The sequence below is a fragment of the Streptosporangium sp. NPDC049248 genome, assembly GCF_040678965.1.
In the GTDB taxonomy this organism is placed as follows: domain Bacteria; phylum Actinomycetota; class Actinomycetes; order Streptosporangiales; family Streptosporangiaceae; genus Streptosporangium; species Streptosporangium fukuiense.
Genome location: NZ_JBFAQY010000012.1, coordinates 165,669 through 191,565 on the forward strand (window position 1 = coordinate 165,669; position 25,897 = coordinate 191,565).

Consider the following 25,897-nt stretch of genomic DNA (forward strand, 5'->3'; position numbering starts at 1 on the left):
ACTCCGCCGCGCCGCTCAACGGGCGGCCTCCGGGGTGAGCCGGTCCGCGAACCGGGTGACGACCCCGCCCTCGGCGAGATCGTGCGCCACCGCGCAGGCGCGCGCGATCGTCGCCGCCCGCGAGGAACCGTGTGCGACGACGACGGTGCCGATCAGACCGAGCAGCGCCGCCCCGCCGTGGGCCTCCGGGGCGTAGCGGCGGGCCACCGCCCGTAACTCCTCGGCTCCGGCGGCCCCGGAACGCGCCACCAGGGTCAGCGCGGCCCGCACCGAACCCTCGACGTTCTTGAGCACCACGTTCCCGGTGAAACCGTCGGTGACGATCACGTCGACGGTGCCCGCGAGCACGTCGTGTCCCTCCACGTTGCCGCAGAAGCGCAACGGCAGCCCGGCGAGCAGCTCACCGGCCCTGCGGGTCAGCCGGTTGCCCTTGCCGGGTTCCGAGCCGATCGACAACAGGCCCACCGACGGATCGGCGACCTCCAGCACGAGCTGGGCGTAGGAGGCGCCGAGCAGCGCGAACTGGGCGATCATCTCCGGGATGGGGTCGGAGGTCGCCCCGACGTCGATCAGCACGGTCGCGCCGCCGGTGACCGAGGGCAGCGCGATGGCCAGGGCGGGCCGCAGGACGCCCGGGGCGCGCCCGATGCCGTGGATGGCGCACGAGACGACCGCGCCCGTGGAACCGGCCGACACGAACGCCGACGCCTCCTTCCGCCGTACGAGGTCGCAGCCGACCGTCAGGCTGGTCGTGGTGGAGAAGACCGCTCCCGCGCCCCGCTCGGTCATCGGGACGACGTCCTCGGCGTGCACCACGCCGATCTCGCCGACGGCGCCGTGGCGGGTGAGCTCGGCGCGGACGGCGCCGGAGTGGCCCACGAGCACCACGGGGATTCCGAGCTCGCGCCGGGCCACGACCGCCCCGGCGACCGTCTCGCCCGGTCCGTGGTCTCCGCCCATCGCGTCGACGGCCACAGGCTCCGACATCACACCCTCCCGACGACAGCATTGGACGACCTCGTGCCGGCCCCGCCCGGCCGGTTCACGGCACCTCGGCGATCAGCCGGCGTTCGGCGCGGCCGGCCGCGGACGCCGCGAGCAGGTGCCGCGCGAAGATCGCCAGTCTCCTCCGCCCGGGTACGGCCGCCCTGCCGCCGAGGACGTCGTGGCCCGCGGCCTCGATCCGGTCGAGGATGCCGCCGTACAGCTGGAAGGCCGCGCGGATGCACGGCCGGGAGGAGGGGGTCAGCATGCCGATCCCCTCGCCGGCCCGCGCGTAGTGACCCCTGGCCCGCCGGATCTGGAAGGCCAGCAGCTCGCGCAGGGCCGGGGTGGGAGCACCGCGCCCCAGGTCGGCCACCTCCACCCCGAACCTGTCCAGGTCCTCCAGCGGGAGGTAGACCCGGCCGCGTTCCAGGTCCTCGGCCACGTCGCGCAGGAAGTTGGTCAGCTGGAAGGCCAGCCCCAGCTGGCGGGCCGGCTCACAGGCCTTGTCCCGCATGCCCGGCAGCGGTTCGAGGACGGGCAGCATCATCGTGCCGATCACCGCGGCCGAGCCCTCCATGTAGGCGAGCAGGTCGTCGTAGGTTTCGTAGCGGGCCACGGTCAGGTCGGCCCGCATCGAGCGCAGGAACGCCGCCACGTCGCCGTGATCGATGCCGAAGGAGCGCATGGTCTGCGTGAACGCGGGGAGCACCGGGTCGTCGGTGGTGCCACCCTCCAGCGTGACGGCCAGTCGCGCGGCCAGGCCGTCGAGTGCCCTTGCCCTGTCGCCGGTCATCGTGAAGGAGTCCACGATCTCGTCGGCGTAGCGGGCGAAGCCGTACAGGGCGTGCACGTGCGGCCGTTTCCAGGCGGGCAGCAGCAGGGTGGCCAGGTAGTAGGAGCGACCGTGACGGGCGTTGAGCCTGCGGCAGAGTTCGTAACTCGCGGTCAGGGTCATCGGGAGGTCTCCAGTACGCGTTCCGCGGCGAGCCTGCCGGAGATCAGCACCGGGGGCACCCCCACCCCCGGCGCGGTGTACATACCGGCGAAGTGCAGTCCCGGGACACGCCGGGACACTCCCGCCGGCCGGAACCAGGCGGTCTGGGTGAAACGGTGGTCCAGAGCGAACGGGGTACCGGCCGAGTGGCCGAGCCGCGCCCAGGCGGGCGGGTCGAGGGTGAGCCTCGGCGCGCGGGACAGGTCGCCGTAGCCGAGGTCGGCGAGCCTCGCCAGCAGCCGGCCCTCCAACTCCGGGGTGAGCCGGTCCCAGTCGGCGCCGCCGCGCAGGTTGGCGGTCGGCTCCAGCACGGTGAGGGTGGCGTGGCCGGTCGGAGCGGCGTCGGTGTCGGACTCCGGATAGGTGACCAGCAGGTTCGGATCGGGCTGTGGCCGTCCGGCCCGCAGCGCGGCGAAGGTGGCGTCCCATTCCCTGCCGAAGTGCAGGGTGTGGTGCGCCTGCCCGGTGAGCCTCCGGTCCAGGCCGAGGTGCAGGACCAGGCAGGAGGGCGAGTAGCGGGGACGGCGGAGCCGCCAGTCACCCGCCTCCTCGGGGAGCAGCCCGGTATGGGCCCGGGGCAGGTCGCAGGCGACCACGACGTTCTCCGCCGCCAGGCGCTCCCCGGTGTCGAGCCGTACCCCGCGGACACCCGAGGACCCGGTCTCGACCCTGATGGCGCGCACCCCGTACCTGATCCGCGCGCCCGCCCTCTCGGCCAGCGCGGCCAGGGCCCGCGGGATGGCCCGCATGCCGCCGTGTCGTGGGAAGAAGACGCCGCCGACGGTGTCCATGTGGGCGATGACCGCGTAGATCCCCAGCGCCCTGCGCGGCGGCAGGCCCACGTACAGGGCTTGGAAGGTGTGCGCCTTGACCAGCCGGTGGTCGGTGAGGTGGCTTCTGACCAGGGAGTCCAGGCTGCGGAAGCCGCCCAGGGCCGCCAGGCGGGCCAGGACGCGCGGCCGGGCGAGGTCGCGCAGCCGCGTCATGTCGCGGTCTATGAACGCGGGCCACTCGGCGTCGAAGAGTTCGCCGAGCCGGATACGGAAGCGCCGGTACCTGTCGGCCTCCGCGGTTCCGCACAGCGCGCGCACCTGCTCGACCATGGCGTCCTCGCCCGCCACCACGTCCAGGTGGGAGCCGTCGTGGTAACGCAGCCGGTAGTACGGGTCCAGCCGCCGCAGCGGGAGCAGGCTCTCCATGTCCTGCCCGGCCGCGGTGAAGACGTCGGCGAGGACCTCGGGCATGGTCAGCACGGAGGGGCCGGTGTCGAAACGGTACTCGCCGACGGCGGCCGTACCGCAGCAGCCGCCGGGTGCCTGGCCGGCTTCCACGATCGTGACGTCCCGCCCCGCGGCGGCCAACCGGACCGCGGCGGCCAGGCCGCCGAGACCCGCGCCGATCACCACGACATGGCGCACGCGCTCCTCCTCGTCACCAGGTCCGCGGGGTCCGCGCGCAGGCGTTCGGATGCGTTCGTCCGGCGGCGGGCGCACGGCCCATGATCAATGGTGTCGGACGACCCATCCCCGGGCCGGGCTGCGGATAAATCAACCCGTCGCGCAAGAAGGCGTAAAGACGGCGTCGGCTCTCCCGCCCTTTCGGGACCGGGGAGCCGAGGCGCGGTGAGCTGCCGCCGGTCGTCCCGCGGGAGCGCGGACGAAGGTCAGAGGTCGAGCAGCCGCATCGCCTGCTCGCGCATCTCGACCTTGCGGATCTTGCCCGTCACCGTCATGGGGAACCCGTCGACCAGATGGACGTAGCGGGGCACCTTGTAGTGGGCGAGCCGCCCGGCGCAGAAGTCCCTGACCGCCTCGGCCGTCAGCGGGACGGCCCCCGGCCGCATGACGATCCAGGCCATCAGCTCCTCTCCGTACTTGGGGTCGGGGACGCCGATCACCTGGACGTCGTCGATGTCCGGATGACCGTGCAGGAACTCCTCCAGCTCGCGGGGATAGACGTTCTCACCACCCCGGATCACCATGTCCTTGATGCGTCCGACCACGTTGACGTAGCCGTCGTCGTCCATGGTGGCCAGGTCGCCGGTGTGCATCCAGCGGGCTGCGTCGATCGCCTCGGCGGTCCTGGCGGGCTCGTCCCAGTAGCCGAGCATCACCGAGTAGCCGCGGGTGCACAGCTCGCCGGGCTCACCGCGCGGGACGGTCAGGCCGCTCTCCGGGTGGACGATCTTGACTTCGATGTGCGGCATCGCCCGGCCGACCGTCTCGGTGCGGCGGGCCAGGTCGTCGTCGGCCCTCGTCATCGTGGACACCGGCGAGGTCTCCGTCATCCCGTAGCAGATCGCCACCTCGCGCATGTTCATCTCGGTGACCACCCGCTTCATGATCTCCACCGGGCAGGGCGAGCCCGCCATGATCCCGGTACGCAGGCTCGACAGGTCGTACTCGGCGCGGCCGAGCTCGCCGAGCTCGGCGATGAACATGGTCGGCACCCCGTACAGGGAGGTGCAGCGCTCCCGCTCCACGGCCCGCAGGGTGGCGGCGGGGTCGAAGCCCGGCGCGGGGATGACGACGCAGGCCCCGTGGGAGGTCGCCCCGAGGTTGCCCATGACCATTCCGAAGCAGTGGTAGAAGGGCACCGGCAGGCAGACCCTGTCGGTCTCGTCGTAGCCGACCAGCTCACCGACGAAGTAGCCGTTGTTGAGGATGTTGTGGTGCGACAGGGTCGCGCCCTTGGGGAAGCCGGTGGTACCCGAGGTGTACTGGATGTTGATCGGGTCGTCGAAGGTCAGCGAGGCCATGCGCTCGCGCAGGCTCTCGGGACCGACGCCCGTGGCCCCGGCCAGCAGGCGGTGCCAGCTCTCCTCGCCGATGTAGGCGACATCGGCGAACCCGATCCCGGCGACCATCGCGCGGTAGTCGCTCGTCTTGTGGCTCACCGCGCTGATCAGCAGCCGCATGCCGGACTGGCGGACGACGTAGTCGAGTTCGTGCCCGCGGTAGGCGGGGTTGACGTTGACCAGAATCGCGCCGACCTTCGCGGTGGCGTACTGGACGATCACCCATTCGGCGCAGTTGGGCGACCAGATCCCGACCCGGTCCCCCTTGGCGACGCCCCGGGCGATCAGGGCTCTGGCCAGCCGGTCGACGTCGGCGTTCAGCTCGGCGTAGGTCCAGCGGCGCTCGCCCGGCAGGTCGACCAGGGCCTCCCGGTCACCGAAGCGGGCCACGATCCGCTCGAAGTTCTCCCCGATGGTCTCGCCGAGGAGGGGGGCGCCCGAGACGGCGCATGAGTAGGACAGCATGTGGGAAACCTCCGGTCGCTGAGTAACAAGGTGCACGCCGCTCACGGCTCCCGCAAGAGGTGCCGCCGCGGTCGCAGCGGATCGTCGGCGACCTCCGACTCGGTATCGAAGATCATTACTTGCCTGCGGGAGCGGTCGAGCCGGGCCATCCCCGCGCGCAGCGCGTCCAGCGGTGCGGGGGGCACCAGGTCGCCGTCCACGACGGGCTGGATCGGTACCGCCCCGCTCATCTGAAGCTCCATCCCTCGGTGCCCTCGACGATGCGGATCGCCGCGCGGGTCAGCGGCACCAGGCTCGCCTCGTCGACCTTGTCGAGGGTGTCGGCGGAATCGAACAGGTACATGGGGGCCGCGAGAAAGTGCACCAGCGGCACCCCCTCCGGGTGGAAGAACGCACCATCGGTCGGCGGCATCGGCGAGAACACGTCGGGCGGCAGCACGAACGACCTGCGCAGGTCCTCGGCGACCAGCGCCCGCTCGACGAGCCGCTCCAGCTCGGGGCGCCGGGTGGTGAACCACCAGCGCGGTTCGGGGGCACCGGTGGGCACCAGCGTCCCGCCCTCCGCGCGGCACTCGCGGGCCGCGTGCTCCAGGTGGACCTGGAGCACGACCCGGTCCAGCAGAGCACGGTTCTCCTCGATGAACGCCCGGGTGCCCGCCGCGTGCGCCATGTGCCCGGCGGTCAGCAGGAAGAGCAGGTTGTGCGGCCTGTCCTCCTCCGGCACCCGCGACCAGTGCCTGGCGGCGGCCAGCACCAGCGCGACGCCGGAGGCGTCCTCCACCGCGGAGGCCCAGGGGGCGTCGTGGTGCGAGGCGACGATCACCCAGCCGTCGCCCCGCCCGGGCAGGGTGGCGATCACGTTGTGCGAGGTCGCGGTCGCGGTCTCCGACTCCACGGACAGCGTGCCGGCGCAGGGCCCCTCGTCCATCAGCGCCAGCACCCGCCGCGAGTCGGCCGCCGACAACCAGACCGCGGGTACGGACCGGTGCACCGCGTCGTAGGGCACGTAGTAGTCGCGTGTCTCCCACGGGACGCCGGTCAGCGCCCCGACGTACCCGGCCGCCCCCGAGGTGACCGCCCCGTCGAGGTCCTCCAGGTAGCCGGGCGCGAACGGCAGCGTCTGCACCAGGCCGTCGAAGTCGCCGTCGGGGTCGTGCACGGCGGTGGCGATCTCCCGTACCAGGGCCTGGGGCAGCTCGGCGAAGGTGTGCTCGCGCACCGCGATGCGACCGGGGGCCGCCGACCGGGTGAGCGGCGCGGTCACCGTCGCCTTCGGGGTGGTGTACGGCAGGGCGAACGCCTCCACCTCGACGGCGCGGGACGGATCGGCGTCCAGGTGGGCGCGGAGCGTGGCGGTGACAGGGTGCCAGGTGGGCACCTCGACCGGCGCGAGGCGCACGTCGAGCCCGAAGCCCGCCAGCAGCCCGGCCGCCCACCTCTCCGTCCACGCGTCGGCGGGGTATCCGGGACGCCGGATCCCGCTGGCCGTGATCGTCTCGATCCACGCCATGATCTCTGCGGTGTCCGGGACCGTCACTTGACCCCTCCGAAGGTGAGCCCCGCCACGTAGTAGCGCTGCAGCCCGGCCAGCAGCAGGAACGGCGGCACGGCGGTGGCCAGGGCGGCGGCGGTCATGAGGTGGTAGTTGAAACCGTGCTCGCTCTGGAAGTTGGCCAGTCCCACGGGCAGCGACCACAGTGCGGGGTCGTTGGCGACGATGAGCGGCCAGAGCAGGTTGTCCCACTGGGCGAGGAAGTGGATGAGGAAGAGCGTCACCAGTGCCGGCCGCAGCAGCGGGAGCGCCACCCGGAGGAAGATGCGCAGCTCCCCCGCCCCGTCGACGCGCGCCGCGAAGATCAGCTCTTTGGGGATGCCGAGGGCGAACTGGCGGACCAGGAAGACGCCGAAGGCACTGATCATGCCGGGGACGATCACTCCCTGGAAGGTGTTCACCCAGCCCAGCTCCTTGACGATCAGGAACACCGGAATGATCATGACCATCGGGGCGAGCGCGAGCGTACCGACCACGAGCGCGAACAGCACGCGCCTGCCGGGAAAGGACAGCTGGGCCAGGGCGTAGCCCGCGGCCGAGGAGAAGAGCACGTCCATCGCCCCGCTGCCGACGCAGTAGATCACACTGTTGCGGAAGTAGACGGGGAAACCCTCGCCCGCGAACAACTCGGCGAGGTTCTCCGGCAGGTGGAAGCCGTTGAAGACCAGCCCGCCGAGATCGGTGTCGTCGGGAGCGGAGGCGACCACGAGCATCACGTAGATCGGCAGCAGCATCGCGCCCACGGCGCTCAGCAGCCAGACGGTCCGAAGCACCCTCATTCGTCCCCACCCCGCAGGAAGCCGAACTGGACGATCGAGACGACCAGCATCGCGACCAGCAGCATCATGGCCAGCGCGGAGGCGTAGCCCATGTGCTCGTAGGGGAAGGCGTTGGCCCAGATGTAGTAGGGCAGTACCTGGGTGGCGTCGGCCGGACCGCCGCCGGTGAGCAGGAAGGCGGGCACGAAGGCCTGCATCGATCCGGCGACGGAGATGACCAGCACGAACAGCAGGGTCCTGCGGAGCAGCGGGACGGTGATCCTGCGGAACGTGGTGACGGGCCCGGCACCGTCGATCGCCGCGGCCTCGTAGACCTCCCGGGGCAGCGCCTGCAACCCGGCCGTCAGGATGATGACGAACAACCCCAGGCTCTTCCAGACGACCATGACGACCAGCGCCCAGATCGCCAGATCCGAGCTGGTCAGCCACGACTGCGGCTCGATGCCGACGGCGCCGAGCAGCGTGTTCGCCAGACCCCGGTCGGAGTAGATGATGACCCACACCATCGACGTCGCGGCCAGCGGCATCACCGCGGGCACCAGGACCAGCGAGCGGAGCACGCGGTTGAGGCGGCCGGGCCCGCTGAGCGGCACCGCGACGAGCAGCGCGAGCAGGATGGTCGGCAGGACCGTGAAGACCGTGTAGACGACGGTGATCCACGCCGAGTTCCAGACCCCGGGGTCCTGGAGCATCCGCGCGTAGTTGTCCAGCCCGATCCAGCTTGGGGCGCCGGCCATCTCGTAGTCGGTGAAGCTGAGGTACACGGCACCGCAGAACGGCACGAGCCAGAAGACGACGAAGAAGACGGCCACCGGGATCGTCAGCACGATCCCGGCCCCCGCCTCCCGGCGCGACCTGCCGCGCCCGCCCTTCCCCGGCCTCGGCGAGGGTGCGGGCACGGCCGCCTCGGCGGTCTTTGCGGCCAGGGTCATCGGGTGCTCACCACGTCACTTCGGCCCGTGTGCCGCCGGCCCGGACGGTCCGGGCGCTCGGTGTCCACGTTCACAGCGCGAGCCGTACGGTGGCGTCGAAGTCCTTGGCCGCCTGGGTGGGCGTGGAGCGGCCGTGGGCCACGGCGTCGCAGGCGCTGGAGGCCGCCTTGGCCAGCTCCAGCGCGGCGGGGACGGCCGGGCCGAAGTCGGCGTCGGGGATGCCGGAGGCCGCGATCCCCATCAGTTCGGAGGTGCCGCGCGGTCCGGCGTCCCGCCAGCCGGTGGCCGGGATGACGATCCCGTTCTCCAGGTTGGCCGTGACCGACTCCCGCCCCTGGAGGTAGTTGATCAGGTGCCAGGCGGTGAAGCCGTTCTTCGACGCGGCGGCGACGCCCCAGCCCCACGTGTAGGCGGGCACGACGGCCCTGCCGCCCGCCCAGCGGGGCATGGGCGCCACGCCGTAGTCCTTGCCCGGCTTGAGGGTGTCCTCGCCGAGCCGCTCCAGCGCGGGACCGAGGAAGGTCCCGCTGACGACCATGGCGGCCTCACCCGAGTAGAACAGCCCGAGCGCGCCGAGCGGGTTGGAGAGCCGGGGATTGCCGATCCCGGCGAAGTACTCCAGGGCCCGGATGCCGTGCTCGGTGTCGAGGGAGGCACGGGTGCCGTCGGCGCTGACCAGCTCGCCGCCGCCGCCCTTGATGAGCGCGGTCAGCGTCATCAGCGCCCACTGCGGGTCGCCGTAGAGCCACTGCAGGCCCACCCGCCTGCCGTCGGCCGAGGTGAGTCTCCTGCTGTGGTCGGCGACCTCCTCCCAGGTCGTGGGAGGTTTGTCCGGGTCGAGACCGGCCTCCTCGAAGCGGTCCCTGCGGTAGTACAGCATGGCGGGGTTGAGGTCGATCGGCACGCCGTACGCCTGGCCGCGGTAACTCAGCGGGGCGACCGTCCCCGGCTCGTACCGTCCCAGGACGGCCGCCACGTCCGGCGCGCCGAACGCCCGGGGGTCGATGGGCGCCAGCCGTTTCTTCCCCGCGTGGGAGGGGAAGCTCCAGTTCCCGATCTTGAAGACGTCGGGTGGGGTGCCGCCGCCGAAGGCGGTCAGCAACTTGGCGTCCAGCTGGGCGACAGGCAGGTAGAGGAGCTTGACGTCCACACCGAACTCGTCGATGTAGCGGTGCACCAGCTTCTCGAACTGCGGGCCCGTCTCCTGCGAGCCGTGCAGCCAGACGCTGACCTCGCCATGCGGCCTGCCGTCCTGGACCTGCCGCTCGGGCCGGTCGTCGCCGCAGGCCGCCAGCACACTGGGCGCGGCCAGGGAGAGCGCGCCGGCCGCGAGCAGCCGGCGCCGTGTCAGATCCGCCATGGCGGTTCTCCTGGGGGGTGATCCCGCACGGCGGGCACCGCGCGGGATGAGGTGGTCACGGGGGTGCTTGGCGGCCTCGCACCGGCGGGCCGCGTCGGCGTGGTGGTCACGGGAGGTTCTTGGCGGCCTGGTTCTGCCAGGCGGTGTTGGCGGTGAACTCGGGGGCGCTCCCGGCGAAGGCGCCTCGGGCGTAGTCGTCGTCCTGGAGGCGGTACATCAGCCAGGCCGTCAGGTAGCCGAGGAAGCCGCCGCCGGTGCCCTGGATGTCGTTGTGACCCGCGCCCTTCAGCAGCGCCATGGCCGCCGCCCCGGGCACCTGGTCGTAGTAGCCCCGCAGTGCCGAGGCCGGTGAGATCAGCCAGTCGTTGCTCCCGCTCAGGAACAGGACGGGGCAGGCCAGCTGGGAGACCTGAAACCGGTCGCCGGCCCCCACCCAGAGCTGCGCGGGCAACGCGATCGGCACGGCCGTGGTGACGAGCCCCGCGGAGAGGTTGGCCGCGTTGACCGTGCCACCCGCGCCCTGGGAGTGCCCGGCGGCGCCGACCCTGGTCGCGTCGAGCCTCTGATGGAACGGGCTCGCGGGGTCGGCGTTCCTCGCCACCAGGTACTGCGCGGCGGCGAGCATCTCGGTGCCCGTCCCGGTGGTCGTGTCGGTGGAGGCGATCACGGCGAAGCCCCAGGAGGCGAGCTGGTCGAGCACGCCGGGGTAGAGGGCGGGGGTGGCGTGGGAGCCGTTCCCCCAGGTGACGATCGGGTGCCGGAAGCCACCGGCGCCGAGGTCTGCCGGATGGTGCAGCCGGTAGGTTCCCGAGGCGTCGCCCGCGTCGGAGGCGGTGACCGCCCAGGGGCCCCGGACCGCGTAGTGCGACTCGATCGTGCCGGCCGCCACCGCCTGGGTGGTCCGCGACACGAGGCCCGCCGACAGCAGCCCGACCGCCGCCACGCGCAGCATCCGCCGCCGGGACATGCCCTTGTCTTCCATGGTCACCTCACCGATTCTTTGGAGACGTGAACGTCTCCTAACAGAGGGAAGTACGATCTGTGATTGATGTCAAGACAGGATCGGAAGAAAATTCCGGAGGGTGAGCCCCTCCCCCGCGGCCGTCACGGGCTGCCCCCAGAAGTGGTCCGCACCTCGCAGCGCGACCGCCTGATCCAGGCGATGCTGCTGCTGGTCGCGGCCCGGGGGTACGCCGCCACGACCGTGCCCGATGTGATCGCCGCCGCGCGGGTCTCGCGCAACGCCTTCTACGCCAACTTCCACGACAAGGAGGACTGCTTCCTCGCCCTGTGCGAACGGGACCTGCCCGGCGTGGTCGAGACGATCCTGTCCGCGGCCGAGGGCACCGGCCACGACTGGGTCGCCGCCGTCCGCCGGGGCCTGCACGCCTACCTGCGGTGGTGGCAGGACCGTCCCGAGTACGCCCGCGCCTACTTCGTCGAACTCCCCGCGGCGGGCCGGCGGGCGATGGAACAGCGCGACCGCGCCTACCTGCCCTTCCTGGAGATGCTGCGCGCCCTCGCCGCGCGGGCCAGGGCGGAGACCCCCTCCCTGGGGCCGGTCAGGGAGAGGGTGCCCTCCCTGATCGTCTTCGGCGTCACCGAGTTCATCGCCGCCGAGGTGCGCGCGGGGAACGCGCAGCGCCTGTCCGCACTGGAGGAGGACGTGCTGCACTACACGGTCACACTGCTCGCCGACCACGCGACGGCCGACCGGGCACTCGGCTGACCTCCGGCCCCCGCGCCGCGAGGGCGCGGGGGCCGCGTCCGGGTCAGGGCATCGCCCGCACCCCCTCCACCTGGACGTTCCAGCCCTCGGGGAAGCCGGGCGCGCACCTGCCGGGGCCGCCGTCCCAGCCCGCCGCCATCAGCGCGACGGCCGCCAGCAGGCCACCGTTGCCCGGCAGGTAGAGCGGCAGGATCCCGGGCCACTGCCGGTTGTGGCCCGAGACCAGATGCGCGTTCTTGGGCGTGTCCATCAACAACGCGTCGACCGCCTTGCCCGGCTCGCCCAGCCTGGCCGCGCACATGGCGAGCATCGGGTAGTCCCAGCCCCAGGTACTCGGCAGATCCCAGGTCTCCAGCACGTCGTCGAGGGTGGCCCGCATGGTCTCCGGATCGATCAGCGGCGTCGCCGGAACGAGGCCCAGGGCCCCGGTCATCGAGGGATGGTCCGTCCTGAGCGTGTACGGCTCCACCGCGACGGCCGCGTAGACGCCGTCCCTGACGCACGGCGCGGCCAGCCCGTCCCGTACCCTCTCCCACTCCGGGTCCCGGGCGAGACCGAGGCGCTCACGCCACCGCTGCGCGGTCTCCAGCCCCCACCACCAGTAGGCCAGCTCGAACGTGGGATTCCTGACCGTCGTCCTGATCTCCGCGTACGACTCCTGTGCCGGGATCAGCGGCGGCCCCAGCACATGGCGGCCGTCCTGCTCGACGGGAAAGGACGCCATGAACTCCGCGGTCTCGAAGACCAGGTCCCGGTAGTCGTGCAGCGCCTCCGGCCGGACCCGGTAGAGCAGTTCGGCGAAGTAGATCGGGTGCGGCTGCTGCCAGATCAGGAACGGCCCGATCGTGCTGGGGCTCTCCCTGCCCTCGGGGCCGACCTGCTTGGGCCAGCGGGCCCCGCGATACCCCTGCCCGGCGGCCGTGGCCCGTGCCGCGGGAAGGATGCTCCGGTACCACGGCAGGCTGCGCTCCAGCAGTTCCGGCCTTCCCCACAGCGGGAAGTGCGCCGCGTGCCACCAGTGCATCTCCAGGTGGAACTTGCCGCTCCAGGAGTTGCAGACCAGGCCGGTCTCCTGCGGCGGCAGCGAGCCCGCGCAGTTGACCGCGGTCAGGTACTGCGAGAGGATCACGCGCCGTTCCAGCTCGGGCGCGCGTGGATCCGAGCTGCCCTCGAAGCTCACCGCGCCGCCATCGGTCCAGAAGCGGGCCCAGTGCCGGGCGGCGGCCGCGCGGACCTCCGCGAATCCGGGAAGGCCGGGCCCCGCGGGGTCGAGCCCGAAGGCCACGACGAACTCGGTGGCGCCCTCCAGCCGGTAGCGGTGCTCGGCGATGGGCGTGAGCCGGGCCGGCCCCTGCCAGGCGAGGGCGACGTGGTGGCGGTCGCCGTCCAGTACCCGGGTGAAGTCGCAGCGCGAGGCGCCGACGACGTGGCCGGTGACGTGCCGCTCCGGGCCGTCCCAGTCGGCGGCCACGTTCCAGGCCGCGCAGGCGTACGGGAAGGCGATCGTCACCGCCGCCCCGCCGGTGACGCGCACCGCCAGCAGGTCGCGCCCGGGGTGGCAGACCGTCTCCACCTCGTACGGCACGCCGTCGAGTGTGAACGCGCTGTGCAGCAGCCCGCTCCACAGGTCGAGCCGCTGGTGGACGCCGACGAGGTCGGTGATCTCCACGTTCTCGCCGAGGTCGAGCCCGATCCTGCCCAGGTCGAGCCGCTGGGGATTGCCGTGCAGCCACGCACCGGCCTCGAACTCCGGCGCCACCGGACCGCCGAAGGTCATCCGGTGCCGGTCGGGATAGCGGGCCCGGCCGTAGCCGGTCATCGTGTCCTCCAGGACGAAGCCCCGGGGGTTGGGCATCGTGTGCCAGCCCCACTGCGACTGGGTGCCCAGCGGCATGCTCGCGGCGTGGAAGGCGGGGAAGGTCTGCAACCCGGTGACATCGGCGGTGAAGGCGAACTCGCCGTTGCCGACGGTCAGCGGGGACTCCGCGTCCGGTTCGGTCAGCACCACGGCGTGCCGCCCTACCAGGGACTCGCGGTCGATGCTCACGAGCACCCCGGCGTGCCCGAGGCACGCTGGGCGCGCATGAACGTGACGTCGCCCGCGACGTCCGCCTGTGACATGGTGCCGAGGTCGAGCACGACGTCGGTGAAGGCCAGCGACGCCCGGCGCATCGCCGCCACATCGATCGCCTCGGCCCCGAAACGCGGTGAGAAGAGCGTCTTGGGGGCCGCGATCGGCGCGATGGTCGGCAGCAGGTGCTGGTTGTACGGCGTGCCCTCGCCCCCGAAGCCGCAGTGGTGCGGCACGGTGCCCAGGTCGGCCGCCGACAGCCCCTTCAGCACGGCCGTGCGCCGCACGTCCCAGTACTGGACATGGCCCTTGACCAGCTCGCGCAGGGGCGTGCTCTCACTGACCGGGACCCAGAGCAGCTCGGTGAGCGAGGGATCGGCCACGAGCTCCAGCCCGGGCAGTCCTCCGGCGCGGGTGACCGCGTCGTAGCGCCGGGCGCCCAGGTGTTCCAGGACGACGACCGAGGAGACCTTGCCCTGGTCGTACTCGGCGTCCAGCATGGCCGCCAGTTGCCCCGCGCCTCCCTCACGGACGCCGGGTCCGGTGAGGTGCTGGTAGAGGTGGCCGGTGACGAAGGCGAACTGGACCGTACGCGGACGGCAGCTCACCGGCAGCGACGCCAGGTAGCGGGCCATCTCCACCATCGTGAGCGGGCCGTTGTCCCACACCGGGCTCATGCCGTCCGTGTGGCTCTCCACGACGATCTTCTGTTCGCTCACCCCGGGCAGGGTGGCGAGGACGGTGCGGGTCGTCTTCGGCGTCCACGCCGCGTCGACGGTCAGCACGGCCTCGACCGGCTGCCCGGCGGCGAGCGCCTGCTTGATCCGCTCACCCTGGTCGACGCCGAGATAGGCGCCGGGAACCTGGTAGGGCAGCCCCTCGTAGGGCGCGTACATCCCCTCGATCTGGGCGTGCGGCAGGCGGCTCACCTCCAGCACCCCCGCCGCGCCCGCCGCGGCGGCGGCTTTGAGGTCGGCGTCGGCCCCGGCGGGAGCCTCCATGGAGTCGGAGCCGAGCAGGTTGATCGTGAGGCCGGGGTCGTACATGTGGTAGCCCAGCAGGGGCGGATAGAAGAGCAGGTTGGGCACCGTCGACCAGGGCAGATCCCTGACGACGATCTTCCCCGCGGCGTTCGACGCGGTGATGGCGGTGCCCGCGGGCAGGTAGGTGAGCGGGGCGGTCACCCCGCCCGGCCCGGTGGAGGAGGAGAAGGGCACCGGCGCGGCGACCGCCACATCCTGGCCGTCGACGGTCAGCCCGGTGGCGAGGTCGTCCCAGCGGTCGATCTCGTAGGGCAGCGAGGAGAGCTGGACGCCGGGGACCGCGCCGATCTCGTCCTCCAGCCAGTCGATGTAGTCGTCGTGGGCGGCCGAACCGGTCGGCCGGGGACCGAAGTCCTCCTGCCGCTCGGCGAGTTCGAGCAGGCGGGCCTCTCCGGCGAAGCTCGCCGGGTCCACTCTCACCGGGCAGGTCGTCGCCTGGGCGGCGAGCGCGGCTCCCGGCAGGGAGACGGGGAAGGTGAGGGCGAGAAGCATCGGTCCGATGAGGATGAGACGTTTCACGGGGGGTCCTTCGCGTCGGAACACGGTGACATGGCGGTCCCTCGCGGGGACCGCTCAACGGGATGCTCGTGCCGGGGCGGGGTGCTTCGGGAGATCTCGGTCAACGGCGGGTCGACGCCGTCCGGTCACTCCCGTCCGGCCGGTGGGCCGGTGGTGCCGCGGACGACGAGGGTGGGTGAGACGGAGGACAGGACGGACCGCCCGCGGCCCTCGATGCGCTCGACGAGCAGGCGCGCCGCAGTGGCCCCGATGACGTGTCCGTCCTGGTCGACGCTGGTCAGGGAGATGGGATTGAGGGAGGCGATGCCGATGTTGTCGTATCCGGCGACCGACAGGTCACCGGGGACCGACAACCCGGCCTCGTAGGCCGCGCGCAGCACCCCGAGGGCCGCGACGTCCGCGCCGGCGAAGATCGCGGTGGGCCTGGCCGGCCGGGCGAGCAGCTGCCGCGCCCCCTCGTAGCCGCCCTCCTCGGTGAAGGAGGTGGCCACCACGTCGACCCCCTCCGCCAGGCCCCTGGCGCGCATGGCCTGGCGGTAGCCCTCGGCGCGGACGGCCTGCGGGGAGTCGGCACCGGAGGCGCGGCCCCGGTCGAGATGGGTGATGTGGGCGATCCGCCGGTGGCCGAGATCGGCCAGGTGGTCGACCACCAGGCGGGCACCGACGACGTCGTCGTCGACCACGGAGTCGTACTCGGCGGCACTTCCGTGACGGCCGATCACCACGATCGGCGTCGTGGTGGCGATGGCGGCGAGTTCCGTACTCGACATGACCGGAGATATCAGGATGATTCCATCCATGCTCCGGTCGATCATCGCGTCGGTCATCCTCGCCTGGCTCCTGGGCTCGTCCCCGCCCGGACCGAGCAGCACCTGGTACTCGGTGCCGACCAGCTGGCCGGTGACGCCCTCGATGATGTCGGGGAAGAACGGGTTCCTGGTGTCGGACAGCATCACACCGAGGGTGTAGGTACGGCCCCGCATGGCCCTGGCCGCGGCGTGCGGCCGGTAGCCGAGCTCGTCCATGGCCTCACGGACCTTGGCCCGCATGCCGGGACTGACCCCGTAGGCCCCGCGCAGCACCTTGGACACGGCGGCCGTGGAAACGCCGGCCCGGCCTGCCACATCGGCGATGGTCACCCGGCGCGGTGCTGATCCTGTGGTCACACGAGTCCTTCGGTAGGCGAAAGGCGGGAACGGCGCCGCGGCGAGCCTCGGGGAAAAGCGGGGCAAATCGCCGGATGGGCGCGGCGCTCGAGTGTAGAACGAAATACATTCTGGCAACGCAGAGGTGACGGTACCTGGTCGAGGCCATCCCCGCCAGACCCGAGTTTTACCACTTATTAACGAGTTGGTCACCTGGAACGTGGCCCTTGACGCCGCAAACGCCTCTGGTCTAACAATGGAGAACGTTCTACGAAACATGACGGAAACCCGCATGTCTTGTGGCCCGGAGGCGTGCAGGCGTCCGCCCGGAGGCCGGCTATCACCAACCCCGTGACGAACAGGAATAACGAGCATGAGGGTATCGAAACGACTGCTGGGAGCCGCGGCCTGTGCCGCCCTCACCCTCACCGCGGCGGGCTGTGGCGGCGCCGCCGAACCAGGCGGAACCGACGGCGGGAAGGTCACGCTGACGCTCTGGCACAACACCGCCGACCCCGCCCCGCTGGTGGAGATGTACAAGCGGTTCGAGCGGGAGTCGGGCCACACGATCGAGCTGGTCCCGATCCCCTCCGACGGGTTCGAGGACAGCACCCAGACCAAGTGGGCCACCGGCGAGCGGCCGGACATCCTCGAATACCACGCCACGGTGAGCAACCTGCTCGCCCTGAACCCGTCGGAGAACCTCAGGGACCTGTCCGGCGAGGCGTACGTCGCCAGGTCCGGCGACCTCTACAGCAGCGCGGGCGCCACGGGAGGGAAGGTCTACGCGGCCATCACCGGCTTCCCCCAGGTCTTCGGCCTCTACTACAACAAGAAGGTCCTCGCCGACGCGGGTGTCAAGCCCCCGGGAACGTTCGACGAGCTCTCGGCGGCCTGCCGCGCGCTCTCGGCCAAGGGCGTGACGCCCGTGTTCGAGTCGGGCGGGTCCATCTGGCCGGTGCAGATCCTGCCGCTGCTGTACGTCAGCGCCAGCAACGAGGCCAACGCCTACGGCAAGGCCATCGCGGGCCACACCGCCACGCTGGCCGACCCCGGCTCACCGTTCGTGGCGGGGCTGAGCGCCTACAGGAAGCTGCAGGACGACGGCTGCTTCAACAGGGACATCACCACCGCCACGTTCGAGAACTCGATGAAGGCCCTGGTGACCGGCAAGGCCGCCATGGTCGCCCAGCACTCCGACATGCTGCCGGCCATGCTCGCCGCCGCGGGCGGCGACCAGCGGAAGGTGGACGACACCGTCGGGTTCACCGGCCTGTCGAGCACCAAGGCCGTGGTGACGTACGCGCCGGGGCCGATCGGCACCTTCTACCTACCCAAGACGGGCGACGCCGGGCGGGAGAAGGCCGCGCTGGACTTCGTCCGGTTCATGACCGGCCCCGCCTACGCCGACTACGTGAAGTCCGCGAAGACCTTCCCCGTGCTCCAGGGCGTGGACGGTCCGCAGGACGTCTCCCCCGTGCTCCAGGACGTCAAGAAGGCATACGACAACGGCGCCGTCATCGCCTTCAACTCCGACATCCCCGGCATGGCGGGGCTGGCGCCACTGATGTCGGAGCTGATCGCCGGGCAGAAGGATCCGCAGAAGGCCGCCACCCAGCTGCAGGGCCAGGTCGAGCAGGCGGCCAAGGCCGCCGGGCTGCCCGGATGGTGACCTCGCTACCCCCGCGCGAGCACCCCCCGGGCAGCGAGGCCACCGGGGCCGCACCGGCCGCACCGCACCCCGCGAGCGTGGGCGGCGGCGAGACCGGGGACCCCGGCCGGCGGGGCTGGCTGCCCTGGGCGCTGCCCGCCGTGCTGCTGGTGGCGTTGTTCTTCGTGCTGCCGTTCGTGCTCAACGCCCGCTTCGCCTTCTCCGCCTGGACGGGATTCCGCTCGGAGATCACCTGGAACGGCCTGGACAACTTCCGCACACTCGTCGAGCAGGACCTCCTGACGAACGCCGTCACGGTGACCGTGCTCTACGCGATCCTGTGCATGGCCATCCAGAACACCGTCAGCCTGAGCCTCGCACTCGCCCTGCAGCGGACGGACCGGGTCAACACCGTGTTCAGGTCGGTGTTCTTCCTGCCGACCCTCGTCTCGCCGCTGGCCGCCGGTTACATCTGGCGGGGCATCCTCGATCCGGCGGGCCCGGTCAACTCCTTTCTCGGCGTCGACTGGGCCTGGCTGGGCGAGCCCGCGACCGCGCTGCTCACGGTCGCGTTCGTGGACGCCTGGAAGTGGAGCGGGCTGATCACCCTCGTCTACATCGCGGGCCTGAACTCGGTGCCCAGGGAGCTCATCGAGTCGGCCAGGGTCGACGGCGCGGGCCCCTGGACCCGCTTCGCCCGGGTGCGGTTCCCGCTGCTGGCCCCCGCGATCACCTTCAACGTCGCGGTCACCCTGGTCGGCGCGCTCAGCGCCTACGACGTGATCGCCGCCACCACCGGTGGCGGCCCCGGCGACCACACCAGGGCACTGAACGTCGTCATGCGCCAGCAGTGGGGCCAGGGGTTCTTCGGCTCCGCCAGCGCGCTCAGCCTCACGGTGACGCTGCTCGTGATCGCGACGGCGGTACCCCTCGTCTGGTGGCTGCGCCGCCGGGAGGTCACGGGATGAGAGTCGTCAAGTACACGCTGCTGTCGCTGTTCGCGATCCCCTGGGTGGTCGTGCCGTTCTGGCTGGTCGTGGTGAACTCCTTCAAGCCCGCCGGCGAGGCGGCCGAGCTCGGCCTCGGCCTGCCCCGTCAGTGGGCGATCGTCGAGAACTACACGACCGTCGTCGACACCGGCGACTACCTGGGCGGACTCGCCAACAGCCTCATGATCGCGGTACCCGTCGTGCTGGCCGTGCTGCTGCTCGGCGCGGCGGCGGCGTGGGCCTACGGCCGAGGCGACTCGCGATGGCTGCGCGCGACCTACTTCGTGCTCAGCCTGTCGATCCTCATCCCGCCGTCGATCATCCCGACCGTCCACGTGCTGCGCGGGCTCGGCCTGGACGGCACCCCGTTCGGCTACGCGCTGGTCCTGATCGGCACCCGGCTGGGCATCGTGGTCTTCCTGGCCACCGGGTTCGTCCGGGCCTTCCCGCCCGACCTGGAGGACGCCGCCGCCATCGACGGGGCGTCCCGGCCGCAGATCTTCGCGCGCATCCTGCTGCCGCTGCTGCGCCCGGTGCTCTTCGTCGGGAGCGTCATCCTGGTCATCAACGTCTGGAACGACTTCTTCTTCGGGCTGTTCCTCCTCAAGGGGCAGGACAACGCGACCCTGCCCCTCACCCTCTTCCAGTTCGCCTCCGGCACGCTGCAGACCCTGCAGTGGAACCTCGTCTTCGCCCACGTCCTGCTGACCACGCTGCCGCTGGTGGCGGTGTACGTGTTCGCGCAGAAGCACGTCCTCGCCGGACTCACAGAAGGAGCACTCAAAGGATGACCGACCAACCGTTCGCGCTCGCCGTCGAGTGGGTGAGGCGCATGGTCCGCGAGGGGAGACTCCCGTGCGCGGTGCTCGGGGCGGCCACCTCGCAGGGCACGGTGCTGCTGGAGTCCTTCGGAGAGCACGACGGACGCGCGACCCGCGCCGACGACCACTTCGCGCTGTTCTCGGTGACCAAGCCGCTGGTCGGCCTGCTGGCCATGCGCCAGGTGGAGCGGGGACTGCTCTCGCTGCGCCGCCCGCTCCGTGACGCGGTGCCCGGCTTCGGCGGGCTGCGCTCCGACGAGGTCACGCTCTGGCACCTGCTGACCCACACCAGCGGCATCGCCGAGCAGACGCTCACCCCGGACGACCTGGTGGAACATCTGATCGCCGCCCCCGCGCTGTTCGAGGCGGGCACGCTCAGCCAGTACTGCAACATCGGCTTCGCCGGCATCGCCGAGATGATCAGGGATGTCACCGGCAGGGATCTGGCCGACGTGATCGACACCGACCTGAACGCGCTGGTGCCCGGCGGCGGGCAGATCACCTTCGACCCGGCCTGCGACCCTGCCGAGGTCAGGGCCGTCGAACTGCTCGGCGTCGACTACGACAGGTTCGTCCGGCTCCGGCATCCGGCCGGGGGCCTGTTCTCCCGTGCCGAGGACCTGCTCGCGCTGGGCGGCGCCCTGCTCCGCGGCGACCGGGCGCCGGTCCACCCGATCACCCTGGCCGCCATGACGGAACCCCAGACCACGGGCCTGGTCAAGCTGCAGCCCGACCCGGTCAACGCCGGCCAGGACTGGGGGCTGACCTGGAACCTGCGCCACTCCGCGCCCGGCCTGCTGGAGCGGCGGCTCTACGGGCACGGCGGCGCCTCCGGGTGCCAGTGGTGGATGTATCCCGACCACGACGCCTGCTTCGTACTGCTGATCAACGTGATGGCGCCCAGCCTGCACGGGGTCGACATCGACGGACTGCACAACGCCTTCACGACGGGTCTCGGCGCATGATCCGCGTCCCGGGAACCCCCGGCATGGCACGGGCCGTCTCGGGCGGCCAGGTGCCGGTCGGTTCCTCCCCGCCCGCCGAGGCGGTCGCCTGCCACACCTGCGGGCTCGTCGACCCGGTCGGCGTCGACGACCCCTCCCCGCGCCTGTCCTGGGCGGCCAGGCTGCTCCGTTCCGAGCGGCTGACGGTGTCCACCGGCGGGCGCGAGGTGTGGGCACGGGACCTCCCGCCGGGTACCGGCTGGGCCGATGTGCCCCAAGAGGCGCTGGAGCCGCTCACCCCGTACACCTGGTCGGTCGCCGGGCACCTCGGCGGCACCTTCGTGACCGGGCTGCGCGCGGGCGGTGCCTGGAACGCCCCCTGGGTCGAGGACGGCGGGAACGAGAGCGGCGAGGGCGCCGTCCGCCTCGGCGGGACGTTCGGCTGGGAGCCTCGGCCGGGGCGGGTCTGGCTGGCGACCACCGCGCTGGGCGTCTACCGGGCGGTGCTGAACGGCGAGCGGCTCGGTGACGAGGAACTCGCCCCCGGCTGGACCGACTACGGCCGCCGGGTCCGCTACCGGCTGGCCGACGTCACCGCGCTGCTGCGTACCGGGGAGAACCTGCTGGAGGTCTGGCTCGCCCCCGGCTGGTACGCCGGCCACGTCGCGGCGGGCGGGCCGCGCCGATACGGCGACCGTCCCGCCGCCAGCGCGCGGCTGCTCCTGCGCGATTCGGAGGGCGTCCATCCGCTCGCGGCCACCGGCCCCGGCTGGACGGCCGAAGACCTGGGCATACCCCGCGCCGACCTGGTGATGGGCGAGACCGTCCGCTGCGAACCCCCGCCCGGCCGGGAACGGGCCGTGGCACTGCTGGAGCCGCCACCCGGCCTGCTGGTGGAGGCCGATCCCGCTCCCCCTGTGCGGGAGATCGGCACCCTGGCCGCGGTGTCGGTCACCGAACCCGTCCCCGGCGTTCAGGTGCTCGACTTCGGCCGCAACGTCGTGGGACGGCTCCGGCTGCGGATCGACACGCCGTACCCGGTCCATCTGGTGGTCCGTCACGGCGAGGAGCTCAGCGCGACCGGCCGCCTCTACGACGCCAACCTGCGCACGGCCGAGCAGCGCGACGAGTTCCTCCTCCCCGCCGGGCAGCACGTCGCGGAGCCCGCGTTCACCTTCCACGGGTTCCGCTACGTCGAGATCACCGGATGGCCCGGCGGCATGTCCGCCGGCGACGCCGAGGCGGTGCTCCTGTCCTCGGCGCTGCCCGTCACCGGCACCCTGACCGTCTCCGATCCCGCCGTCAGGCAACTGGTCTCCAACATCGTCGCCTCCGCCGAGGGCAACCTGCTCAGCGTGCCCATGGACTGCCCGCAGCGTGACGAGCGGGCCGGCTGGACCGCCGACATCTCGGTGTTCGCCTCGACGCTGAGCTTCCTCCGGCACACCCAGGCGTTCCTCTCCGGCTGGGTGACGACGCTGATCGACGGCCAGCGGCGGGACGGGGCTGTCCCGCACGTGGCTCCGGTACTGCCCGAGTACGGGTTCGACTCGCCGGTCTGGTCCGACGCGATCGTGGAGGTGCCCTGGCTGCTGTGGCGGCGCTACGGCGACGACCGTACCCTGCGCCGGGCGTACGGGCCGATGCGGCGCTGGGCCGACTACTGCCTGGCACAGTGCGACGACGGGGTCCGCCCCGGCCGGGCGCTGGGCGACTGGCTGGCCCCTGGAACCGTGGAGACGTCCAAGAGCCTGATCGCCACCGCCGCCCTCGCGCGGAGCCTGCGCCTGATCGCCGACGTCGCCGGCGTGCTCGGCGAGCCGCACGCCAGGGAGTACGGCGAGGCCTCGACCATGGTCTCGGGCGCCTTCCAGCGGGCCTTCCTCACCGAGCACCGGCTGCGCACCGAGACCCAGACGGGGTACGCCCTCGCCCTGGCCTGGGACCTCGTCCCGCCCGAGAACCGTGCCCGGACCGCGGCGGCGCTCGCGGAGCTGGTCAGGGCGGACGGCCACCGGCTCATGACCGGTTTCGTCGGCACGCCGCTGCTGCTGCCGACGCTCTCGGAGACCGGCCACCACGACGTCGCCTGCCGGGTCTTCAACCAGGAGGGGCACCCTTCCTGGCGCTACCAGCTGCGGGCGGGCGCGACCAGCATGTGGGAGCGGTGGGACGCCTGGCACCACCGGCGGGGCATGCACACCCCGACGATGAACTCCTTCAACCACTACGCCTACGGCTGCGTCGGCGACTGGCTCTTCCGCCACGTCGCCGGTGTCGGCGACGACCCGCGCGGGGTGAACGGCGGGTTCACCGAGCCGCTGCTGCGCCCGGGACCCGTCCCGCTGCTGCGGCAGGCGCACGCCAGGTACGACAGCCCCGCGGGCACCGTCGAGTCGGGATGGCGCGCCGGCCCTGACGGCCTGCAGTTCGTCTTCCGGGTCCCGCCCGGCGTGACCGCCCGCGCGGTGCTCCCCGTCCACGGCACTTGGGACGGCATGACCGTCAACGGCACCTTCCTGATGGGGCTGGCTGAGCGGCTCCCCACCAGGCGGCTGGCCGATGGCTCGTGCTCACTGGACCTGCCGCCGGGCCGCTGGTCGATCACGGCCCCGGCCGCCGCCGCGGATCCGCTGCTCTCCGCCTGGGACGAGTTGTGACGGCCTCCCCTTCCGTACGCCGAGAGCGCTCCGGCCGCCGCCGTGGCGGCGGCCGGACAGCCGGCCCGGGTCAGCGCACCGCCCGCAGGGCGTCGACGATCCCGTAGCCGTAGAAGCCGTTACCCGGACCGCCGCCCTCGCACGTGTGCGTCGTGGTCGCCGTGCCGCCGCCCGGCAGGTGCCTGGTGTAGGTGTGGGTGGCCGGGACCGGGCAGGCCGTCCTGGTCGCGGTGCCCTTGAGGACCATCTCCACCACGGCGGGGTGGAGTGTCTTGCCGCCGTGCACCCGGTCGGGCCGGCCGAACCTGGCGACGATCAGCGCGGCCACTCCTGCGGCGCGCGGCGAGGCCATCGAGGTGCCCTGAAGGTACTGGTAGTAGGCGCAGACCTGGCCCCGGCAGCTGCGGACCACGCTGGTCACGTTGGGCGTGCCGTCGGGGTTGAGCTGACCGCGTTCCTCGGCCAGCGCCTTGGGGTAGGCCGCCAGCGTCGCCCTGGTGACGTCGCGGGTGCCGTCCCCGGTGTCGTAGACGTCGCCGCCCGGGGCCGCCACGTCGACGTGACCGTCGCCGTAGTCGGAGTAGTACGACTTGCGCCTGCTGACGCCGGTCGAGGATACCGAGATCACGTGCCTGCCCTCGCTGGGCATGGAGACGCAGCTCGGGGGGATCGTGCGCGGGCGGGGCAGCTCGCCGGGGACGCCGGCGAAGTCGGGGCTGGAGCCGTCGGCGAGCTCCCTGGTGTAGTCGGTGGCGCCGTTGCCCGCCGCGGACACCAGGGTCACACCCCTGTTGTAGGCGTAGGTGAGCGCCCGTTGGGCGGCCTTGATGATCGTGGCCTGCTCCAGCCTCTCGGCCGGGGAGTCCGCCGGGTTGTCGACGCAGTTGAACAGCCACGGGTCGATGTAGTAGCTCATGTTGACCACGTCGACGCCGATGTCGGCGGCGTAGGTCAGCGCGTCGACGCTGGGCTGCAGGAAGAAGTAGCCGGAGTCCTGCCCGGCCCGCAGGTTCACGATCGAGACCCTGGGCGCCACGCCCGACATGCCGAGCCCGTTGACGGGCGAGGCGATCGACGACGCCACGTGCGTGCCGTGGTCGTTCTCGTCGACGTCCGCCGGGTCGTTACAGGAATGGTCCGGTTCGGCCTGGCAGGGGCCGTCGGCCTTGTTGCCGTCGGCGTCGACGGGGATGTCGACGGTGAAGTTGCGGCTCAGCTCGCGGTTGAAGTTCGGCGCGATGTCGGGGTGGGACCCGTCCACGCCGGTGTCGATGACACCGACCAGCACGCCCGGGTCACCCTGTTGATGACGGTAGGAGCCCCGCACCGTCGCGTGGATCTGCTTCATGTCCCACTGGAGCTCCGACAGCGGCTCCGCGCTGGGGGCGGCCCCGCCGAAGGTGGAGGCGGCGGGGGCGCCGTCACCGGCCTTCTCCACCGCCCTGGCCTGGACCGTCGCGCGGCCCGCGACTCCCCCGGCGGCCGTGGGCACGCTGCCGATGGACCGGTTGTGGGCGATGTCGTCGATCGAGTCGGCGTCGCGCACCGCCTCGGCGAAGCGGGCGTTCCTCGTCGTGACGGTGGCGACGCCGACCGCGGCGTTCTCCTTGAGGATGCTCCCGCCCGCCGCCCTGATGGCCTGCTGGGCGTCGGCGGGACGCGCGCCCTCGGTGTACAGGACGACGTACTCGACCTCCGCGCCCGGTTCGGCGGTCACCTGCCGGGCCCGCGCCGAGGGCATCGGCGCGGCTGCCGCGAGGGCGGTGACGGCCACGGCGACGATGACCCGTTTCACGCTTACCTCCAACATGGTCAAAAGCCCCCTCGCAACCCTGATTTCCCCCGCACCGGCAATCCGGGCATATAGCTGTTTGCCACCAGGATGTAATCTATCCAGCAAACACTAGAAATCCTGCTGGCCCTGTGACCTGCACACATTGGCGAATTATGCCATCACCGAATCCGCACATGAGGATTCCCACTCCAAAACCAACGAGGGCACGGAATTTCGCACTGCGAAATCCTCCCTAAAAGGGGACGAGGCGTCACCGGTACCGAAATTCGGCGCGGGATCCGCGACGAAGACCCTCACGAGCGCGGGGAGGAACATCGACAACCCGCGCATTCTGCGAGCGGGGTCAGCCGGGCGGGCCGATCCGCTCCTGCCTGCCGGGCAGCGAGGTCACGTACGAGATGAGCGCGCGGAGCGGGCCGGAGAGGTCACCCTCGCCGACGCGCACCGTGTGCGCCCGGCCGCCGTCCTCGACGGTCAGCTCGTAGTCGAAGCGGTCGGGCTGCCCGGCGGAGGCGCCGGAGCGTTCCGGCGCATCGGACAGCCCGGCCCGCTCCACCCTGGAGCGCAGCTCGGCGACCTCCTGCGACGCCAGCGCCGCGGAGTCGACCGTGGTGACCGTGACCAGACCGGCGATGCCGCCACCCCGGACGATCGACACCTTCAT

At 71.8% G+C, this 25,897-nt stretch carries 21 protein-coding genes; 6 read left to right on the forward strand and 15 right to left on the reverse strand.

Features of this window, described 5'->3' with window-relative positions; translation table 11 throughout:
- Window positions 1–15: 15 nt before the first annotated feature.
- The 10 genes from plsX to AB0K21_RS23125 form a co-directional block, all read right to left on the reverse strand.
- Entirely contained in the window at window positions 16–987 is a 972-nt protein-coding gene (gene plsX, locus AB0K21_RS23080; protein ID WP_364152986.1) for a phosphate acyltransferase PlsX, read from the reverse strand.
- A gap of 55 nt (window positions 988–1,042) precedes the next feature.
- Complete coding sequence (locus AB0K21_RS23085) at window positions 1,043–1,942, reverse strand: phytoene/squalene synthase family protein (protein WP_343967121.1); 900 nt, start codon at window positions 1,940–1,942, stop codon at window positions 1,043–1,045.
- Complete coding sequence (gene crtI, locus AB0K21_RS23090) at window positions 1,939–3,399, reverse strand: phytoene desaturase family protein (RefSeq protein WP_364152989.1); 1,461 nt, start codon at window positions 3,397–3,399, stop codon at window positions 1,939–1,941. The genes AB0K21_RS23085 and crtI overlap by 4 nt, the downstream gene beginning before the upstream one ends.
- A 245-nt stretch (window positions 3,400–3,644) precedes the next feature.
- The gene (locus tag AB0K21_RS23095; protein ID WP_343967117.1) at window positions 3,645–5,243 is read right to left on the reverse strand and encodes an AMP-binding protein; all 1,599 of its coding nucleotides are present in this window, start codon (window positions 5,241–5,243) and stop codon (window positions 3,645–3,647) included.
- Between the two features lie 41 nt (window positions 5,244–5,284).
- Window positions 5,285–5,473 carry a hypothetical protein gene (locus AB0K21_RS23100; RefSeq protein ID WP_343967115.1) on the reverse strand — a complete coding sequence of 63 codons (189 nt, stop codon included), beginning with the start codon at window positions 5,471–5,473 and terminating at the stop codon, window positions 5,285–5,287.
- Window positions 5,470–6,780 carry a M28 family peptidase gene (locus tag AB0K21_RS23105; RefSeq protein WP_364152993.1) on the reverse strand — a complete coding sequence of 437 codons (1,311 nt, stop codon included), beginning with the start codon at window positions 6,778–6,780 and terminating at the stop codon, window positions 5,470–5,472. The genes AB0K21_RS23100 and AB0K21_RS23105 overlap by 4 nt, the downstream gene beginning before the upstream one ends.
- A complete protein-coding gene (locus AB0K21_RS23110; RefSeq protein ID WP_364152996.1) occupies window positions 6,777–7,574 on the reverse strand; it encodes a carbohydrate ABC transporter permease in 798 nt (265 codons plus the stop codon). Before AB0K21_RS23110 ends, AB0K21_RS23105 begins: the two co-directional genes overlap by 4 nt.
- Entirely contained in the window at window positions 7,571–8,506 is a 936-nt protein-coding gene (locus tag AB0K21_RS23115) for a sugar ABC transporter permease (protein WP_364152999.1), read from the reverse strand. The genes AB0K21_RS23110 and AB0K21_RS23115 overlap by 4 nt, the downstream gene beginning before the upstream one ends.
- 70 nt (window positions 8,507–8,576) lie before the next feature.
- Window positions 8,577–9,866, reverse strand: coding sequence for an extracellular solute-binding protein (locus AB0K21_RS23120; RefSeq protein WP_364153002.1), 1,290 nt, complete (start codon window positions 9,864–9,866; stop codon window positions 8,577–8,579).
- A 106-nt stretch (window positions 9,867–9,972) separates the two neighbouring features.
- A complete protein-coding gene (locus AB0K21_RS23125) occupies window positions 9,973–10,848 on the reverse strand; it encodes an alpha/beta hydrolase (RefSeq protein WP_364153088.1) in 876 nt (291 codons plus the stop codon).
- Between the two features lie 66 nt (window positions 10,849–10,914).
- On the opposite strand from AB0K21_RS23125, the gene AB0K21_RS23130 reads away from it, so the two are divergent.
- Window positions 10,915–11,595, forward strand: coding sequence for a TetR/AcrR family transcriptional regulator (locus AB0K21_RS23130; protein WP_343967105.1), 681 nt, complete (start codon window positions 10,915–10,917; stop codon window positions 11,593–11,595).
- Window positions 11,596–11,638: 43 nt separating this feature from the next.
- Here the strand turns inward: AB0K21_RS23130 and AB0K21_RS23135 are convergent, their stop codons facing one another.
- From AB0K21_RS23135 to AB0K21_RS23145, 3 genes are all read right to left on the reverse strand, one after another.
- Window positions 11,639–13,642 carry a hypothetical protein gene (locus AB0K21_RS23135; RefSeq protein WP_364153005.1) on the reverse strand — a complete coding sequence of 668 codons (2,004 nt, stop codon included), beginning with the start codon at window positions 13,640–13,642 and terminating at the stop codon, window positions 11,639–11,641.
- Window positions 13,639–15,228 (reverse strand): hypothetical protein, encoded by a 1,590-nt coding sequence (locus AB0K21_RS23140; protein ID WP_343967101.1) that lies wholly within the window; start codon window positions 15,226–15,228, stop codon window positions 13,639–13,641. The genes AB0K21_RS23135 and AB0K21_RS23140 overlap by 4 nt, the downstream gene beginning before the upstream one ends.
- 125 nt (window positions 15,229–15,353) lie before the next feature.
- Window positions 15,354–16,394 carry a LacI family DNA-binding transcriptional regulator gene (locus AB0K21_RS23145; protein ID WP_343967099.1) on the reverse strand — a complete coding sequence of 347 codons (1,041 nt, stop codon included), beginning with the start codon at window positions 16,392–16,394 and terminating at the stop codon, window positions 15,354–15,356.
- Window positions 16,395–16,746: 352 nt separating this feature from the next.
- On the opposite strand from AB0K21_RS23145, the gene AB0K21_RS23150 reads away from it, so the two are divergent.
- Genes AB0K21_RS23150 through AB0K21_RS23170 form a run of 5 tightly spaced genes read left to right on the forward strand, consistent with a single transcriptional unit; the run spans window position 16,747 to window position 23,438 of the window.
- Window positions 16,747–18,045, forward strand: a complete 1,299-nt coding sequence (locus AB0K21_RS23150) for an ABC transporter substrate-binding protein (RefSeq protein WP_343967097.1) — start codon at window positions 16,747–16,749, stop codon at window positions 18,043–18,045.
- Window positions 18,039–18,992, forward strand: coding sequence for a sugar ABC transporter permease (locus AB0K21_RS23155; protein ID WP_364153010.1), 954 nt, complete (start codon window positions 18,039–18,041; stop codon window positions 18,990–18,992). Before AB0K21_RS23150 ends, AB0K21_RS23155 begins: the two co-directional genes overlap by 7 nt.
- Window positions 18,989–19,804 carry a carbohydrate ABC transporter permease gene (locus AB0K21_RS23160; RefSeq protein WP_355564829.1) on the forward strand — a complete coding sequence of 272 codons (816 nt, stop codon included), beginning with the start codon at window positions 18,989–18,991 and terminating at the stop codon, window positions 19,802–19,804. The genes AB0K21_RS23155 and AB0K21_RS23160 overlap by 4 nt, the downstream gene beginning before the upstream one ends.
- Window positions 19,801–20,799: a serine hydrolase domain-containing protein gene (locus AB0K21_RS23165; RefSeq protein ID WP_343967091.1), complete on the forward strand. Its 999-nt coding sequence runs from the start codon at window positions 19,801–19,803 to the stop codon at window positions 20,797–20,799. Before AB0K21_RS23160 ends, AB0K21_RS23165 begins: the two co-directional genes overlap by 4 nt.
- Window positions 20,796–23,438: a family 78 glycoside hydrolase catalytic domain gene (locus AB0K21_RS23170; protein WP_364153015.1), complete on the forward strand. Its 2,643-nt coding sequence runs from the start codon at window positions 20,796–20,798 to the stop codon at window positions 23,436–23,438. Before AB0K21_RS23165 ends, AB0K21_RS23170 begins: the two co-directional genes overlap by 4 nt.
- 70 nt (window positions 23,439–23,508) lie before the next feature.
- Here the strand turns inward: AB0K21_RS23170 and AB0K21_RS23175 are convergent, their stop codons facing one another.
- Both AB0K21_RS23175 and AB0K21_RS23180 read right to left on the reverse strand, forming a co-directional pair.
- Window positions 23,509–25,233, reverse strand: a complete 1,725-nt coding sequence (locus tag AB0K21_RS23175) for a S8 family serine peptidase (RefSeq protein WP_364153018.1) — start codon at window positions 25,231–25,233, stop codon at window positions 23,509–23,511.
- A 343-nt stretch (window positions 25,234–25,576) separates the two neighbouring features.
- Entirely contained in the window at window positions 25,577–25,897 is a 321-nt protein-coding gene (locus tag AB0K21_RS23180) for a protealysin inhibitor emfourin (RefSeq protein WP_343976907.1), read from the reverse strand.